We start from the raw sequence: 16732 nt of genomic DNA, 5'->3' as shown, positions 1-16732 counted from the left end.
TGCGCTGCGCCGAACGGCCGGACCAGGACGTGAGAACGATTCGTGAGCACCGCCGGCGGCGGTGCCGCCCGGTTCAGCGCCGGCGGTGCTTGGCGAACTCGCCCCGGACGGTGACCGCGGCCTCGATGCTGGCCGCCAGGAAGCGGGCGATCGTGGCCCGCTCCGCCGCGTCGAAGTCCTCCCACGCGGCGCGGAACGCGCCGTCCAGCGGGGTGAAGAACTCGCGCCCGGCGGCCAGGGCGCCGTCCGGCACGTGCAGCTCGACCTTCCGCCGGTCCTCGGTGCTGCGGGTGCGCTCGATGTGTCCGGAGGACTCCAGGCGGTCCAGCACGGACGTGGTGGCCGAGGCGCTGAGGTGCATCGCCTCGGCCAGCTTGCCGGGCGAGAGCGGGGTGCCGCGCCACCGCGCGTCCATGATCAGCGCCAGCGCGTTGAGGTCCGTGCGGTGCATCCCCTGCGCTTCGCCGAGCATCCCGACGAAGTGGTCGGACTCCACGACGAGCTGTCGCAGCAGTCTCACCAGCGCCGCGTTGTCGACCATCCGCCCTCCGGTTAGTATTTCGACGATCGAACTATCAGATCATCGAAGAACGTTGTCCCCGGAGGTTATTCTCCCGTGCGCGCCCGCTGGGTACTGCCCGCCCTGATCACCGTCGCCTGGCTGGCCCTGGGCGGCTTCGCGGGGCCCTACACCGGCAAGCTGAGCCAGGTCTCGGTGAACGACAGCACCGCGTTCCTGCCCTCCTCCGCCGAGGCCACCAAGGTCGCCGAGCAGCTCAAGGCGTTCGGCGACCAGCGCAGCCTGCCCGCCATCGTGGTGGCAGAACGCGGATCCGGCATCACGGAGGAGGACCGCGACTACCTCTCGGGCATCGCCTACCCCGGCAAGGCGTCCCCGGTCATCCCCTCCGAGAAGGACGACCAGGCCGTCCAGGTGGTCGTCGCCGCCGACGCCGGCGACCCGGCAGGCGCGGTCAAGCAGTTGCGCGAACGGCTGGCGGACCCGCCCCCGGGGCTGACCGTGCTGGTCGCCGGACCCGCCGCCCAGGTCGCCGACCTCAAGGTCGCGTTCGGCGGCATCGACGGCCTGCTCCTGCTGGTCGCGGGCGCGGTCGTGGCGCTCATCCTGGTGCTGGTCTACCGCAGCCCGCTGCTGCCGCTGGTCGTGCTGCTCTCCGGCGGCTTCGCGCTCGGCACGGCCAGCCTCGCCGTCTACCTGCTCGCCGACGGCGGCGTGATCGACCTCAACGGCCAGAGCCAGGGCATCCTGTCCATCCTGGTCTTCGGCGCGGCCACGGACTACGCGCTGCTGCTCGTCTCGCGGTTCCGCGAGGAGCTGCGCGACACCGAGGACCGCTACGCCGCGATGCGCACGGCCCTGCGCGCCACCGTCGAGCCGATCGCCGCGTCCGCCGGCACCGTCGTGCTCGGCGTGCTGTGCCTGCTGTTCAGCGACCTGAACTCGAACAAGGGCCTCGGCCCGGTGGCCGCGATCGGCATCGGCGCGGCGCTGCTCGCCTCCGTCACGTTCCTGCCCGCCGTGCTCGTGCTGCTCGGCCGCACGGCGTTCTGGCCGCGCCGGCCCGCACTCGGCACGCCGCACCCGGAGGCGAGCGGCCTGTGGGGCCGGGTCGCCAGGCTGATCTCCGCGCGACCGCGCCTGACCTGGGTGGTCACCACCCTCGTGCTGCTGGTCGGGGTCGCCTTCGTGCCGCAGCTCAAGGCGTCCGGCACGGCCGCGTCCGAGGTGTTCCTCAAGGACGTCGACTCCGTTGCCGGCCAGGAGCTGCTGTCCCGGCACTTCCCCGGCGGCAGCGGTGCGCCCACCGTCGTGCTCGCCCGCGCGGAGCGGGCCGACGCCGTGCTGGCGGCCACCGGGGTCGAGGGCGTGTCCGCCGCCCAGCGGCGCGGCGAGGCGGCCGGGCTGGCCCGGATCGACGTCGTGCTGGACGACCCGGCCGACTCGGAGGCCGCCGTCGCCACCGTCGAGCGGCTGCGCGAGGCGGTCCGGGCGGTCCCCGACGCCCAGGCCCAGGTCGGCGGCCCGACCGCGACCCAGCTCGACACCCAGCGCACGTCCGAGCGCGACCGGCTGGTGATCATCCCGATCGTGCTGCTGGTGATCTTCCTGGTGCTGGCGCTGCTGCTGCGGTCGCTGCTCGCGCCGCTGCTGCTGATCGCCACGGTCGTGCTGTCCTTCGGCGCGACGATGGGGGTGTCCGCCCTGGTGTTCAACGGGATCTTCGACTTCCCCGGCGCGGACCCGGTGGTGCCGCTGTTCGGGTTCGTGTTCCTGGTGGCCCTGGGCATCGACTACAACATCTTCCTGATGACCCGGGTCCGCGAGGAGACCCGCGCGCTCGGGTCGCGGGAGGGCGTCCTGCGCGGGCTGACGATCACCGGCGGTGTGATCACGTCGGCGGGCGTGGTGCTCGCGGCCACGTTCTCGGCCCTGGCCGTGCTGCCCATCCTGTTCCTCGCGCAGATCGCGTTCATCGTGGCGTTCGGCGTGCTGCTCGACACCCTGGTGGTGCGGTCGCTGCTGGTGCCCGCGCTGGCCGTGGACATCGGCCGCCGGATCTGGTGGCCGTCCCGCCTGGCCAGGGGCGGCGAGCGCCCGGCCGACAGCGACCGCGCACCCGCCTGAGCGGCTGTCAAGAGCAACTCCGCGATGAGGTGACGAGCCGCCCCGACAGGGTGATTGCGCCGAAACCCCAAGTGCCCCAACGAGAATCACCGTTTCGAGTGGTTTGGCCCGCTCCGCGCATCCGGGACGGGTACCTCGCCGCGCCGTCGTGCCCGCCGGTTCTTATGGTCCGCTCGTGCTCGGTCCCAGACCGGGCACGAGCACCGAACGGGAGGCCGGGCACCAGCTCTGCCCGCCGGCCTCCCGGACCGAAAGTCACCGCACGGGAAGGACGCGGCTGTCGGGCAGGGGTCGTCGGGCCGCGCACGCGGACCGGCGGTGTGCGGCGGCGGCGGGTCGAACCACCATGGGTCATCACGGAGGCATCACCGACCACGTCAGGAACCACCTCGGCCGCGCGGCGCTCCTCGTCACCGCGACCGCGTGCCTGTTCGGCCTGTCCCACGGGACGGCGGGCGCGCAGCCGGGCCTGGACTGGGACTCGGTCGCCCAATGCGAGTCGGGCGGCAACTGGTCCATCAGCACCGGCAACGGCTACTACGGGGGGCTGCAGTTCCTCCCCGGGACCTGGCAGGCCAACGGCGGCACGGGGATGCCGCACGAAGCCACACGTGAAGAGCAGATCCGCGTCGCGGAGAACGTGCTGGCCAGCCAAGGCCCCGGGGCCTGGCCGAACTGCGCGCGCGGCAGCGCCCCCGTCCGCACCACCCCCGCCGGCTCCGGCGGGACCCGCGCCCAGACCCGCACCGCCCACGAATTCGAGGCCCTCCCCGAGCCGGAGCCCGCTCCGGCACCGGTCCTGCCCGCGTCGACCGACAACCCCGCCGGCGACTACACCGTGGTGGACGGCGACACCCTCGTCTCGATCGCCGAGGCGCGGGGGGTCGAGGGCGGCTGGCGGGCCCTCGTCGCCCTCAACCCCGACCACCTGACCAACCCCGACCTCATCCTGCCCGGCAACCGCATCCGCACCGGCACCGAGCAGCCGGACACCGTCCAGCGCGTGACGCGCACCCCGCGCGTCCGCTGACCCGAGCCCCGTCGTGCGGCCGGTGGACGACTCGCCGGCCGCACGACGGACCACTGAGGACGGAGGACTTCGTCCACAAGGGACGGCAGGTCCCGACCACAGCCGTGACGCCACTCGATCGGGTGGACCTGGTGGCTCGTACCGAATGGACTGTCGGTGGTACGGCCTAGCGTGATCTTCGACCGCGAGCCCGCATTCGAAGGAGCCCCATGTCCGCGAGCCCGCAGCGCCGCCTCGGCTCGGCACTACTGGCCCTCCTGGTCGGCCTGTCGGGCGTCGCGCTGCTGACGCCGGCCGCAAAGGGGTACCAGACGCACCCCGCGTCGGCGTGGACGACCGGCTCCGCCCTGCCCGCCTACAACGCGAGCGCCACCTCGACGCTGCCGTCCGGTCTCGTGGTCACCGGCGCGGTCTCCGGGCCCAAGCTGCAGATCCTCCAGGTCAACGCCAACCCCGGCACGCGCGGCGCGGTGCCCGGGAACTTCACCCCGCAGATCCCGGCGACCACCGGCCTGCTCGACGTCCAGACGATCACCGACGACTGCCCGGTGGACGGGACGGACTGCTACGCCCGGGGCACGCTGACCCTGACGTTCAGCCGGCCGCTGCGCGACCCGGTGTTCCACGTCGTCGGGCTCGGCGGCACCCTCGGCGACTCGTCGTCGTCGGCGGCGCTGACGGTGACCTCGGGCTCGTCGCTGACCGGCCCGCTGACCGGCGCGACCAACCTGAACGTGGTGGGCGGCTCCCGGGTCGAGACGGCCAACCGCAGCGCCAACACCGCGTGCAACTCGGTCGGCGCGCGCCAGGCGACGGCGGGCTGCGGCAGCGTCCGCGTCACCGGCACGGTCACCGGCGTCTCCTTCGCCGTCTACAGCTACGTCTTCGGCACCCAGCACACGACGGACGCGTTCTCGGTCGGCATCTCCGCCGACGAGGACTTCGGCGACGCGCCGGCGAGCTACGACGCGGGCGCGGCGGCGAGCCACCTGGTCGGCGGCCCGGTGCTCGGCGCCGACGTCTCGGTGGAGAACACCACCGTCCCGAACACCGGCTCCGTCACGCCCAGCCCCAAGGCGGTGGCGGCGGGCGCGGACAACAACCTGCCCAACGGCGACACGTTCGACGACGGCGTCGGCCCGTTCCCCCGGCTGTCCAACGGCCTCGCCGGCCAGCCCTACACCGTCCCGGTGGTGCTGACCCGCACCACCGCGCCGGGGCGGGTCTGCGGGTGGATCGACTTCAACCGCAACGGCGTGTTCGACAACCCCGGGGAACGGGCCTGCGCCGACTACGCCGCCGGCGCGACCGCCGCGAACGTCACCTGGACCCTGCCCGCGACCATCGGCTGCGGCTACACCTACGCCCGCTTCCGGGTCGGCTCCAACACCACCCAGGTGCAGAACCCGACCGGCCTGGCGGACAGCGGCGAGGTCGAGGACTACCGGGTGGCGGTGGAGTGCCTGACGGTCCGCAAGACCGCCGACAAGGCCACCGCGAACCCCGGCGACAAGGTCACCTACACCGTGACGCTGGCCAACACCGGTGCCGACCCGCTCAACGGCGTCATCGCCGAGGACGACCTCGGGGCGGTGCTGGACGACGCGACCTTCAACAACGACCAGGCCGCGTCGCCGGCCACCGGCACGTTCACCTACACCGCGCCCAGGCTGCGCTGGACGGGCAACGTCGCCAGCGGCCAAACGATTGCGCTCACGTACTCCGTGACCGTGAAGAACCCGGTCACCGGTGATCACCAGCTCCGCAACTCGGTGACCACGAACGCCGGCAACTGCACGTCCGGCTCGGCCGACGCGAACTGCCGCACCACCGTCAACATCTCCGGCCTGACCATCGAGAAGAAGGTCGACCGGGCCACGGCGAACCCCGGCGACGTCGTGACGTACGCGGTGACCGTGGCCAACGTCGGCAAGACGACGCTGAACGCGCAGTTCACCGACAACCTGACCCAGGTCGTGGACGACGCGACGTGGGGCGGCGCGACGGCGACGACCGGCACCGCGACCTACACCGCGCCCACCCTCACCTGGACCGGGACGCTGGCCGCCGGCGCGACGGCCACCGTCACCTACACCGCCACGGTGACCGGCGCGGGCAACCGGCGGCTCGACAACCTGGTCACCTCCACCACGCCGGGCAGCAACTGCCCGACCGGGTCGGCGGACGCGCGCTGCAAGACCTCCACCCCCGTCTCCGGGATGACGATCGACAAGAAGGCGAACCGGGCCTCCGCCGGTCCCGGCGACGTGGTGACCTACACGGTCACCGTCACCAACAGCGGCGGGACGGCGCTGACCGGCGCGACGTTCAGCGACAACCTGACCGGCGTGCTGGACGACGCGACCTGGGGGAGCGCGTCGACCACGCTCGGCACCGTCTCGTTCACCTCGCCGACGCTGACCTGGACCGGCAACCTCGCCGTGGGCGCGTCGGCCACCGTCACCTACTCGGTGACCGTGAAGAACCCGGTGACGGGGAACTTCCAGCTCGACAACGCGATCACCTCGACCACGCCGGGCAGCAACTGCCCGACCGGGTCGGCGGACGCGCGCTGCCGGACGTCCACGCCGATCGCCGGGCTCCAGATCGCCAAGACGGTGAACCGGGCGTCCGCGAACCCCGGCGACGTGGTGACCTACACGGTGGTGGTGCGCAACACCGGCAAGACGGCGCTGACCGGGGCGACCTTCACCGACGACCTGACCGGCGTGCTGGACGACGCCACCTGGGGCAGTGCGTCGGCCACGGCCGGCACCGCCACCTTCACCGCGCCGAACCTGGTGTGGACGGGGAACCTCGCGGTCGGCGCGTCCGCGACCGTCACCTACTCGGTGACCGTGAAGAACCCGGTGACCGGCGACTTCCGGCTGGCCAACGCGGTCACGTCGACCACGCCGGGCAGCAACTGCCCGGCCGGCTCGACCGACCCGGCCTGCCGGACGTCCACCCCGGTCTCCGGCCTGCAGATCGCCAAGACCGCCGACAAGCCCGCCGCGAACGCCGGCGACACCGTCACCTACACGGTGACCGTGCGGAACACCGGCCAGACGGCGCAGAACGGCGCCACCTTCACCGACAACCTGGCCGGCGTGCTGGACGACGCCACGTGGGGCGGTGCCACCGCCTCGACCGGCACGGCCACCTTCACCGCGCCGAACCTGGTGTGGACGGGGAACCTGGCGGTCGGCGCGTCCGCGACCGTCACCTACACCGTCACGGTGACCGGCAACGGCGACAAGCGCCTGGCCAACACCGTCACGTCGTCCACGCCCGGCAACAACTGCGCCGCCGGGTCCGCCGACACCCGGTGCCGGACGTCCACCCCGGTGTCCGGCGTGGCGATCGCCAAGGCCGTCGACCGGACCTCGGCGAACCCCGGCGACGTGGTGACCTACACGGTGACGGTGGCCAACACCGGCCAGACGGTGCTGAACGCGAGCTTCTCCGACAACCTCACCGGGGTGTTGGACGACGCGACCTGGGGCGGTGCCACCGCGTCGATCGGCACGGCGGTGTTCACCTCGCCGAACCTGGCGTGGTCGGGCACGCTCGCAGTCGGCGCGACCGCGACGGTCGTCTACAAGGTCACCGTCAAGAACCCGGTGACCGGCGACTTCCGGCTGGCCAACGTGATCACCTCGACCACGCCGGGCACCAACTGCCCGGCCGGGTCGGCGGACCCGCGCTGCACGACGTCCACGCCGGTCGCCGGCCTGCGGATCGTGAAGACCGACAACCGCGACGAGGTCGTGCCCGGCGACACGGTCACCTACACGATCGTGGTCACCAACACCGGCCAGACGGCGCAGGACGGCGCGACCTTCACCGACAACCTGTCCCAGGTCGTCGACGACGCCGCCTACAACGCCGACGCCACCGCCACGGTCGGGTCGGTCGCGTACACCGCGCCGAACCTGACGTGGACCGGCAACCTCGCCATCGGCGCGTCCGCGACGATCACCTACACGGTGACCGTCAAGAACCCCGACCCGGGCGACAAGAGGCTCAAGAACCAGATCACCTCGACCACGCGCGGCAACAACTGCCCGGCCGGGTCCACCGACCCGTCGTGCAGCACCACGACGCCGGGCCGCGAGCTGACCCTGCGGAAGACGGTCGACAAGCAGACCGCCAACCCCGGCGAGGCGGTGACCTACGCGGTGACCGTGACCAACACCGGCCAGGTGCCGCTGCCGAGCGCGTCGTTCACCGACGACCTGTCCGACGTGCTGGACGACGCGACCTGGGGTGGCGTGACCGCGTCGACCGGCACGGCGGCCTTCACCGCACCGAACCTCACCTGGACCGGCGCGCTCGCCGTCGGCGCGTCCGCCACGGTCACCTACACGGTGACCGTCAAGAACCCGACCACCGGCAACCACCGGCTGGGCAACGCGGTCAGCACCACCGAGCCGGGCAACTGCCCGCCGGGCCCGACCGACCCGGCGTGCCGGACCACGACCCTGCTGCCGGGCCTGGAGATCACCAAGGCGGTCGACCGGCCGTCCGCGAACCCGGGCGACGTGGTGACCTACGCGGTGACCGTGCGGAACTCGGGCCGGACGCCGCAGAACGCGAGCTTCTCCGACGACCTGACCGGGGTGTTGGACGACGCGACCTGGGGCGGTGCCACCGCGTCGACCGGTACGGCGGTGTTCACCTCGCCGAACCTGGCGTGGTCGGGCACGCTGGCGGTCGGCGCGACGGCGACGGTCACCTACCGGGTGACCGTGCGGAACCCGGCGCCCGGCGACTCCGCGCTGGCCAACGCCGTCACGTCCACCACGCCGGGCAGCAACTGCCCGACCGGCTCGACCGACCCGAGGTGCAAGACCTCCACCCCGGTCTCCGGCGTCGCCATCACCAAGACCGCCGACCGCACCGACGCGAAGCCCGGCGACGTGGTGACGTACACGGTGGTGGTGCGCAACACCGGCAAGACGGCGCTGACCGGCGCGACGTTCAGCGACGACCTGACCGACGTGGTGGACGACGCCGCCTACGGGTCGGCGACGGCCACCACGGGCACCACCACCTACGCCGAGCCGACGCTGACCTGGACCGGCGACGTGCCGGTGGGCGGCACGGCGACGGTCACCTACGCGGTGACCGTGCGGAACCCCGTGCCCGGGAACTCGCGGCTGCGCAACGCGGTCACGTCCGCGACGCCGGGCAGCAACTGCCCGACCGGCACGACGGACCCGAGGTGCTCGACCGACACGCCCGTGGCGGGCCTGTCCATCACCAAGACGGCCGCGCCCGCCTCGGTCGGGCCCGGCGGCACCGTGACCTACTCGGTCGTGGTGGCCAACACCGGCCAGACCGCCCTGCCGGGGGCGACGTTCACCGACGACCTGACCGGGGTCGTGGACGACGCGACCTACAACGCGGACGCCGCCGCCACGCTGGGCGCGGTGTCCTACAGCGCGCCGAAGCTGACCTGGACCGGTGACCTGCCGGTGGGCGCGTCGGCCACGGTGACCTACTCGGCGACCGTGCGGAACCCGGTGCCGGGCGACTTCCGGCTGGCCAACGCCGTCACGTCCGCCACCCCGGGCAGCACCTGCCCGGCCGGCACGACCGACCCGAGGTGCTCGACCAGCACGCCCGTGGCCGGCCTGGACATCACCAAGACCGCCGCGCCCGCCTCGGTCGTGCCGGGCGAGAGCGTCACCTACACGGTGACGGTGCGGAACACGGGCCAGACCCCGCAGACCGGCGCGCGGTTCACCGACGACCTGTCCGACGCGCTGGACGACGGCGCGTACAACGCGGACGGCACCGCCACCGTGGGCGCGGTCGCCTACACCGAACCGGTGCTGACCTGGACCGGCGACCTGCCGGTCGGGTCGCAGGCCGTGATCACCTACTCGGTGCGGGTGGACGACCCGCCGGCCGGCGACCACCGGCTGCGCAACGCCGTCACGTCCGACTCGCCCGGTGCCAACTGCCCGCCGGGCTCGACGGACCCGAAGTGCTCGACCAGCACGCCGCTGCCGGGCATGGAGATCAAGAAGACCGTCGACCGGACCGCAGCCGCGCCCGGCGACGTGGTGACCTACACCGTCGCGGTCCGCAACACCGGCCAGACGCCGCTGACCGGCGCGACCACCACCGACGACCTGACCGGCGTGCTGGACGACGCCACCTGGGGCAGCGCCTCGGCGAGCACGGGCGCGGTGTCCTACGCCGCGCCGAGGCTGACCTGGACCGGCGACCTGCCGGTGGGCGGCACGGCGACGATCACCTACGCGGTCACCGTGCGCAACCCGGTGACCGGCGACCACCGGCTGGTCAACGACGTCCGCTCCACGACACCGGGCGCGGTGTGCATCACCTGCACCACGACGACGCCCGTCGCCGGCCTGACCATCGAGAAGAAGTCGTCGCCGGCCACGGTCGACCCCGGTGACGTGGTCACGTACACGGTGACGGTGCGCAACTCCGGGCAGACCGTCCACACAGGAGCGACCTTCTCCGACGACCTGTCGAAGGTGCTGGACGACGCGGCCTACAACGGTGACGGGGCGGCCACGGTCGGCACCGTCTCCTACGCCGCACCGACCCTGACGTGGACGGGCGACCTGCCGGTCGGGGCGACCGCGACGGTCACCTACTCGGTGACGGTGAAGAACCCGAACCCCGGCGACAAGCGGCTCACCAACGCGGTCGTCTCCACCACGCCGGGCACCAACTGCCCGCCGGGCTCGACCGACCCGAGGTGCTCGACCAGCACGGCGGGCCGCGAGCTGACCATCCGGAAGGCGTCGGACAAGCAGACCGCGAACCCCGGCGAGAAGGTGACCTACACGCTCACCCTCACCAACAGCGGCCAGGTGCCGCTCACCCCGGCCACCGCCACCGACGACCTGACCGACGTCGTGGACGACGCGACGTGGGGCGGGGTGACGGCGTCGACCGGCACGGCGACGTTCAGCTCACCGACGCTGTCCTGGTCGGGCGACCTGGCACCGGGCGCGACGGCCACCGTCACCTACTCGGTGACCGTGGCCGACCCGACCACCGGCAACCACAGCCTGGTCAACCGGGTCGCCTCGGAGGTGCCGGGCAACTGCCCGCCGGGCTCGACCGACCCGGGCTGCTCCACCACGACCTCCCTGCCGGGCCTGGACATCACCAAGTCCGTGGACCGCGCCCAGGCCGGACCGGGCGACGTGGTGACGTACGCGGTGGTGGTGCGCAACACCGGCCGGACGCCGCTCACCGCGTCGTTCAGCGACAACCTCGCCGGCGTCCTGGACGACGCGACGTGGGGCAGCGCCACCGCCACCACGGGGACGGCGACCTTCACGTCACCGACCCTCGCCTGGACGGGCGCGCTGGCGGTCGGCGCGTCCGCGACGGTCACCTACACCGTGACCGTCAAGAACCCGATCAGCGGCAACTTCTCGCTGGACAACGCGGTCACGTCGACCACGCCGGGCAGCAACTGCCCGACCGGCACGACCGACCCGAAGTGCTCGACGTCCACCCCGCTGTCCGGCCTGGACATCACCAAGGAGGTCGACCGGACCTCGGCGAACCCCGGTGACGTGGTGACCTACGCGGTGACCGTGCGCAACACCGGCAAGACGCGGCAGGACGCGTCGTTCACCGACGACCTGAGCGGCGTGCTGGACGACGCGACGTGGGGCGGCGCCACCGCCTCCACCGGCACCGCCGCGTTCACCGCCCCGGCCCTGTCCTGGTCCGGCACGCTCGGCGCCGGCGAGTCGGCGCGGATCACCTACGCCGTGACGGTGACCGGCGCGGGCGACCGGGTGCTGGGCAACAGGATCACCTCCACCGCCCCCGGTGCGAACTGCCCGGCCGGCTCGGCGGACCCGAAGTGCTCGACCAGCACCCCCGTGTCGGGCGTCCGGATCGAGAAGTCGGTGGACCGGCAGCAGGCGCTGCCCGGCGACGTCGTCACGTACACGGTCGTGGTCACCAACAGCGGCCGGACCGCGCTGACGGGGGCGACGTTCACCGACGACCTGACGGGCGTGCTGGACGACGCCACGTGGGGCGGCGCGACCGCGACCACGGGCGCGGCGGCGTTCACCTCGCCCCGGCTGACCTGGACCGGCGACCTGCCGGTCGGCGGGACGGCCACCGTCACCTACACCGTCGCGGTGGAGAACCCGGTCAGCGGCGGCGACTTCCGGTTGGACAACGCCGTGACCTCCGCGACGCCGGGCAACAACTGCCAGGGTGGTGCCGCCGAGTGCCGGACGTCCACGCCGATCGCCGCGCTGCGGATCGTGAAGACCGACGACCGCGACGAGGTCGTGCCGGGCGACACCGTCACCTACACGATCGTGGTGACGAACACCGGCGCGGCGGCGGTCGCCGGAGCCACCTTCACCGACGACCTGACCCAGGTCCTGGACGACGCGGACTACAACGCCGACGCGGACGCCACGTCGGGCGCGGTGTCCTACGCCGCGCCGAGGCTGACCTGGACGGGCGACCTGCCGGTGGGCGCGTCCGCGACCGTCACTTACACGGTGACCGTGAAGAACCCGGACCCGGGCGACAAGAAGCTGGTCAACCGGATCACCTCGGCGACGCCGGGCACCAACTGCCCGGCCGGGTCGACCGACCCGTCCTGCGGCACGGAGACCCCGGGCCGGGAGCTGACCCTGGAGAAGTCGGTGGACCGGCAGACCGCGAACCCCGGCGACACGGTCACCTACACGGTCGTGGTCACCAACACCGGGCAGGTGCCGCTGACGGGGGCGGTGGCCACCGACGACCTGACCGACGTGGTGGACGACGCCGCGTTCGGGTCGGCGACGGCGAGCACGGGCGCGGTGTCCTACGCCGCGCCGAGGCTGACCTGGACGGGCGACCTGGCGGTCGGCGCGTCCGCCACGGTGACGTACACGGTCACCGTGAACAACCCGGTCACCGGCGACCACGAGCTGGCCAACGCGGTCAGCTCGGACATTCCGGGCAACTGCCCGCCGGGGTCTACGGACCCGAGGTGCGGCACCAGCACCCTGCTGCCGGGCCTGGAGATCGTGAAGGAGGCCGACCGCGCGTCGGCGAAACCGGGCGACACGGTGACCTACACGGTGACGGTGACCAACACCGGCCGGACGGAGCAGGACGCGAGCTTCACCGACGACCTGGCCCAGGTGGTGGACGACGCGGCGTTCGGCTCGGCCAGCGCCACGACGGGCACTGCGAACTACGCCGCCCCGAACCTCACGTGGTCGGGTTCGCTGCCGGTGGGCGGGTCGGCGACGGTCACGTACACGGTGACGGTGAACGACCCGGTGACCGGTGATTCCAAGCTCGTCAACGCGGTCAGCTCCGACACGCCGGGCGGCAACTGCCCGCCGGGTTCGACCGATCCGAAGTGCCGGGTCGTCATCCCGATCGCGGGCCTGACCATCGAGAAGACGGTGTCGCCCGCCTCCGTCAAGCCCGGTGACGTGGTCACGTACACGGTGACCGTCCGGAACACCGGCCAGACCGCGCAGGTCGACGCCACCTTCACCGACGACCTCTCCCAGGTGGTGGACGATGCCGACTACGGCAACGACGGCACCGCCACGACGGGCGACGTGGTCTACGCCGCGCCGAACCTGACGTGGGTGGGCGACCTGCCCGTGGGCGGCACGGCCACCGTCACCTACGCGGTGAGGGTGAAGAACCCGACGACCGGCGACCACCGGCTGACCAACGTCGTCACCTCCGGCACGCCGGGCACCAACTGCCCGCCGGGATCGGCGGACCCGAGGTGCTCCACCACCACCGCGCTGCCGGGCCTGGAGATCACCAAGACGGCGGACCGGGCGGAGGCCGCGCCGGGCGACACCGTCACCTACACCGTGACCGTCGCCAACACCGGTCAGACGGAGCAGAACGCGAGCTTCACCGACGACCTGACCCAGGTGGTGGACGACGCGGCGTTCGGCTCGGCCACCGCCACGACCGGCACCGCGAGCTACAGCGCGCCGAAGCTGACCTGGACCGGTGCGCTCGCGGTGGGCGCGTCCGCGACGATCACCTACACGGTGACGGTGAACGACCCGGTGACCGGTGATTCCAAGCTCGTCAACGGAGTCAGCTCCGACACGCCGGGCGGCAACTGCCCGCCGGGTTCGACCGATCCGAAGTGCCGGGTCGTCATCCCGATCGCGGGCCTGACCATCGAGAAGACGGTGTCGCCGACCTCGGTCAACCCCGGTGACGTGGTCACGTACACGGTGACGGTGCGGAACACGGGTCAGACCGTCCACACAGGAGCCACGTTCTCCGACGACCTGTCGAACGTCCTGGACGACGCCGACTACAACGGTGACGGCGCGGCCACGGTCGGCACCGTCGCCTACGCCGCACCGACCCTGACCTGGACGGGCGACCTGCCCGTGGGCGGCACGGCCACCATCACCTACGCGGTGACGGTGAAGAACCCCACCACCGGCGACCACCGGCTGACCAACGCGGTCACCTCCACCACCCCGGGCACCAACTGCCCGGCCCGCACGAACCGGGCCGCCGACCCGAGGTGCTCGACCGACACCGCCCTGCCGGGCCTGACGATCACCAAGTCGGTGGACCGCACCGACGCCGCGCCGGGCGACACCGTCACCTACACGGTCCAGGTCGCCAACACCGGCCAGACCGCGCAGGACGCGAGCTTCACCGACGACCTGACCCAGGTGGTGGACGACGCGGCGTTCGGCTCGGTCAGCGCCACGACGGGCACCGCGAACTACGCCGCGCCGAAGCTGACGTGGAGCGGTGCGCTCGCGGTGGGCGGCACGGCGACGATCACCTACACGGTGACCGTCAACGACCCGGTGACCGGCGACCACCGGCTCACCAACGTGGTCACGTCCGCCACCCCGGGCAGCGAGTGCGCGGCCTGCACGACGGTGACCCCGGTCGCGGGCCTGACCATCGAGAAGACGTCGTCGCCCGAGGCGGTCGACCCCGGTGACACGGTGACGTACACGGTGACGGTGCGGAACAGCGGTCAGACCGTCCACACAGGAGCGACGTTCTCCGACGACCTCTCGGCCGTCCTGGACGACGCCCGCTTCAACGACGACGCCAGGGTGTCCGGCCCCGGTTCCGCGACCTACGCGGAACCGGTGCTCACCTGGACCGGCGACCTGCCGGTCGGGGCGACCGCCACGGTCACCTACACCGCGACGGTCGACGCCCCGGTCGCCGGCGACCACTCGCTGCGCAACGCGGTCACCTCCGGCTCGCCGGGCAGCAACTGCCGGCCGGGCTCGACCGACCCGAGGTGCGGCACGGTCACCGAGCTGCCCGGCCTGACCGTGGAGAAGACGGCGGACCGCACCACGGCCGCGCCGGGTGACGCGGTGACCTACACGGTGACCGTCACCAACACCGGCCGGACCGCGCAGGACGCGAGCTTCACCGACGACCTGACCGATGTGCTGGACGACGCGGTGTACAACGGCGACGCCACCGCGAGCGCGGGCACGGTCGCCTACACCGCGCCGGAGCTGACCTGGCGCGGGCGGCTCGGGGCCGGGGCCAGGGCGACGATCACCTACACGGTGGCGGTGAACGCCCCGGCGACCGGTGACCTCAGGCTGGTCAACGCCGTGCGGTCGGACGCCCCGGGATCGAACTGCACCGCGACCGGCCGGGCCGGGGACGCGCGCTGCTCGACCACCGTCCTGGTGCCGAGGCTGGAGGTCGTGAAGACGGCGGACCGGTCGGAGGCCGCACCGGGGGAGGCGGTCACCTACACCGTCGCGGTGACCAACACCGGCCAGGTCGACCTGGCGGACGCCCGGTTCACCGACGACCTGCGCGGCGTGCTGGACGACGCGGTCTTCCTGTCCTCGTCGGCGACCACCGGCACGTCGTCGTTCGCGGACCCGGTGCTGACCTGGACCGGCCGGCTCCCGGTCGGCGCGACGTCGACGGTGACCTACCGGGTGGAGGTGAACGACCCGCCGACCGGTGACTTCGTGCTGCGCAACGTGGTCACCTCGGACACGCCGGGCGCGCTCTGCCCCGCGCCGGGCTGCGCGACGACGACCCCCGTGTCGGGGCTGGAGATCACCAAGGCGGCCGACCGCGAGCACGCCGCCGTCGGCGAGCGGGTGACCTACACCGTGACGTTGCGCAACACCGGCAAGGCGCCGCTGGCCGGCGTCCGGTTCCGCGACTCGCTGGTGAGCGTGCTGGACGACGCGACGTTCGACGGGGCGTCGGGTGGCGCGGTCTACCAGGCCCCGGTGCTGACCTGGACGGGCGACATCGCGGTGGGCGGCACGGCCTCGGTGGCGTACTCGGTGACGGTGACCGGCAACGGTGACCGGACCCTCGCCAACGGCGTCACCTCGGACGCGCCCGGCACGAACTGCCTGACCGGTGCCGACGACCCGCGCTGCTCCACCCGGACGTCGGTGGAGTCGGCCCCGCCGATCGCGTCCACGGGTGCGGCGCTGCTGCCCTGGTTGGCCGGGGGCCTGCTGTTGCTGCTGCTGGGCGGCGGACTGGTGTTCAAGACGAGGAGGGCACGGCGGTGACGGAAGGTCTGTCGATCTCCATCGACAACGCGCACGACCAGGTGCGCGGCGGTGACGAGCTGGCGTACCGGATCACGGTGCGCAACACCGGTTCGTCCGACGTGGACGGTCTGCGGGTGACGCAGTCCGTCCCGCCCGGCGCGCGGGCGGTGGGTGCGGACCAGGACGGCCGGACGTCGCCGACGTCGGTGCAGTGGACCGCGTCCGTCCCGGCGGGCGAGGACCGGACGTTCACCGGGAAGGTGGTGTTCGACGCGGCTCCGGAGGGTACCGCGCGGCTGGCCAGCTCGGTCTGCGCCTACCGCACGGGCGAGACCAGGCCGGTGGTGTGCTCGACGGACTCCGACGAGCTGCCGGCGGCGGCCCCGGCGCTCGCGCAGTCGTCGGTGCCGTGGTGGCCGCTGGTGGTCGCGGTGGTCGTGCTGGCGGCGGCCGGGGCGTTCGCGCTGGTCCGCCGACACCGGCGGAGCCGCGCGGTGGTCTGACCGGGGCCCGGCCCGG

The 16732-nt window shown here is 72.8% G+C and carries 5 protein-coding genes; 4 read left to right on the top strand and 1 reads right to left on the bottom strand.

What is annotated here, in order from left to right; genetic code table 11:
* Window positions 1-73: 73 nt before the first annotated feature.
* Entirely contained in the window at window positions 74-541 is a 468-nt protein-coding gene (locus AB0I60_RS03950; RefSeq protein ID WP_360725691.1) for a MarR family transcriptional regulator, read from the bottom strand.
* Window positions 542-616: 75 nt separating this feature from the next.
* Between AB0I60_RS03950 and AB0I60_RS03945 the strand changes: the two genes are divergently transcribed.
* The 4 genes from AB0I60_RS03945 (at window position 617) to AB0I60_RS03930 (ending at window position 16716) form a co-directional block, all read left to right on the top strand.
* Window positions 617-2647, top strand: coding sequence for an efflux RND transporter permease subunit (locus AB0I60_RS03945; RefSeq protein WP_360725690.1), 2031 nt, complete (start codon window positions 617-619; stop codon window positions 2645-2647).
* A gap of 346 nt (window positions 2648-2993) precedes the next feature.
* Window positions 2994-3677 (top strand): transglycosylase family protein, encoded by a 684-nt coding sequence (locus AB0I60_RS03940; protein ID WP_360725689.1) that lies wholly within the window; start codon window positions 2994-2996, stop codon window positions 3675-3677.
* Window positions 3678-3886: 209 nt separating this feature from the next.
* Window positions 3887-16231 (top strand): GEVED domain-containing protein, encoded by a 12345-nt coding sequence (locus AB0I60_RS03935; RefSeq protein ID WP_360725688.1) that lies wholly within the window; start codon window positions 3887-3889, stop codon window positions 16229-16231.
* Window positions 16228-16716, top strand: a complete 489-nt coding sequence (locus AB0I60_RS03930; protein WP_360725687.1) for a hypothetical protein — start codon at window positions 16228-16230, stop codon at window positions 16714-16716. The genes AB0I60_RS03935 and AB0I60_RS03930 overlap by 4 nt, the downstream gene beginning before the upstream one ends.
* Window positions 16717-16732 lie beyond the last annotated feature (16 nt).

It is taken from the genome of Actinosynnema sp. NPDC050436, assembly GCF_040655415.1.
In the GTDB taxonomy this organism is placed as follows: domain Bacteria; phylum Actinomycetota; class Actinomycetes; order Mycobacteriales; family Pseudonocardiaceae; genus Actinosynnema.
This window is presented reverse-complemented; position numbering and strand designations above follow the sequence as displayed.

Bases quoted from the DNA above. Each gene is read 5' to 3' on its own strand.
- AB0I60_RS03950 (WP_360725691.1), bottom strand. From the start codon at position 541: ATGGTCGACAACGCGGCGCTGGTGAGACTGCTGCGACAGCTCGTCGTG.
- AB0I60_RS03940 (WP_360725689.1), top strand. From the start codon at position 2,994: ATGGGTCATCACGGAGGCATCACCGACCACGTCAGGAACCACCTCGGC.
- AB0I60_RS03935 (WP_360725688.1), top strand. From the start codon at position 3,887: ATGTCCGCGAGCCCGCAGCGCCGCCTCGGCTCGGCACTACTGGCCCTC.